This is a genomic window from Cellulomonas citrea (genome assembly GCF_009829685.1).
Classification (GTDB): Bacteria; Actinomycetota; Actinomycetes; order Actinomycetales; family Cellulomonadaceae; genus Cellulomonas; species Cellulomonas citrea.
In genome coordinates this window covers 1-1,573 of record NZ_VWSD01000283.1, presented here as the reverse complement: position 1 = coordinate 1,573, position 1,573 = coordinate 1, and the positions used below count along the sequence as shown (strand labels likewise).

Genomic DNA, 1,573 nt, shown 5'->3' with positions numbered 1-1,573 from the left:
ACCGGGTCGGGCACCCGCACCCGGCGGCTGGCGAGCTCGGCGGGCGGCAGGGCGCTCAGCCGGCGCAGCAGGTCCTCGTAGAGCGCGAGCGTCACGGCCACCGCGCAGCGCGCCCGCAACGGCAGCTCGTCGAGGCACTCCCGTGCGGTGCGCAGGTCACCGGCGACGTCGTCGAGCACATCGGCGGCGTCGGCGGCGGACAGCCTGCCCGGTGCCGAGCCCGGGAAGTAGGCCCGACCCAGGTCTGCCCCGTCGGCGCCGAGGTCCCGCAGGAAGTTGACCTTCTGGAACGCCGCGCCGAGCGCTTGGGCACCGGCGAGCGCCCGGGCGCCGGGACGCCGCACGGGTGCGGCCGGGTCCCGGCCGTCGTTGAGGAACACCTTGAGGCACATCACCCCGACCACCTCGGCCGACCCGTGCACGTAGGCCCGGTAGCTGGTCTCGTCGTGCCGGGCGACGTGCAGGTCGGCGCGCATCGAGGCGAAGAACGGCCCGGTCTCCTGCGCGTCGATCCCGGTGTGCCGGGCGGTGCGGGCGAACGCGTGCACGACGAGGTTCGCCGAGTACCCGGTCTCCAGGGCGCGTGCGGTCGCGGCCTCCAGCTCGTCGAGCTCGGCGGCGGCGGTCGGGCCGCGGTAGGTGTCGACCACCTCGTCGGCCAGCCGCACGAGGCCGTACACCGCGCGGATGTCGCGACGGGCGGTGCGGCCCAGCAGCCGGGTGCCCAACCCGAAGGACGTGGAGTAGGCGGACAGCATCCGGGCCGCGGTGCGCGCAGCGACCTGGTCGTAGCGCACCCGGGGGTCGACGGTCACGGTTCAGTGTCCCCGTTCGGTGAGGTCGTCGATGAGCGAGTCGAGATGGTCGGCCAGCGGCGCGGGCAGCTGTGCCGCGGCGAGCTCGACCGCGGACCGCGTGGCGGCGCGGGCGACCTCGCGGACCTGCTCCACCGCACCGGTGGCGCGCATGACGGCGCGGACCCGGGCCGCCCCGAGCTCGTCGAGGTCGCGGCGCCCGACGTGCCGGTGCAGCACGTCGCGACCGGTCTCGTCGGCGAGCTCCCAGGTGGTGCGCAGCAGCGCGGTCCGCTTGCCGTCGCGCAGGTCGGAGAGGACGGACTTGCCGGTGGTGGCCGGATCGCCGAACACCCCGAGCTCGTCGTCGACGAGCTGGTAGGCGACCCCCAGCCGCAGCCCGATCTGACCGAGCGCTGCGAGCTGGTCCGGATCGGCACCGGCGAGCAGCCCGCCGGCGAGCAGCGGCATCTGCCCGGAGTAGGTGGCGGTCTTGAGCTCGGCGACCGCGAGCGCCTCGACCTCGTGCGGTGCGCTGAGCTCGGCCCGCACGTCGAGCAGCTCACCTGCGACGGTGGTGCGGATGCTGGCAGCGAGCAGCCCGACGAGCCGGACCCGCACGGCCGGGGCCGCCGGGGACGCCGCGACCAGCCCGAACGCGGCGGCGATACCGGCGTCCCCGGCGAGCACGGCGGCGGCGGTGACCGGGTCGTCGACCACCTGGTCGGGCCAGCCGGCGGCGCTCAGCCGGCGACGGGTGGCCCCGGCGACGTTGGGGC

At 76.0% G+C, this 1,573-nt stretch carries 2 protein-coding genes; both read right to left on the bottom strand.

Going from position 1 to position 1,573, the window contains the following annotated elements; genetic code table 11:
* The coding region (locus tag F2B26_RS16195; RefSeq protein ID WP_235929727.1) for a phytoene/squalene synthase family protein at positions 1–815 on the bottom strand (815 nt) is incomplete at its 3' end.
* Between the two features lie 3 nt (positions 816–818).
* Positions 819–1,573: polyprenyl synthetase family protein (locus F2B26_RS16190; protein WP_159811098.1), on the bottom strand; the 755-nt coding region annotated here is incomplete at its 5' end.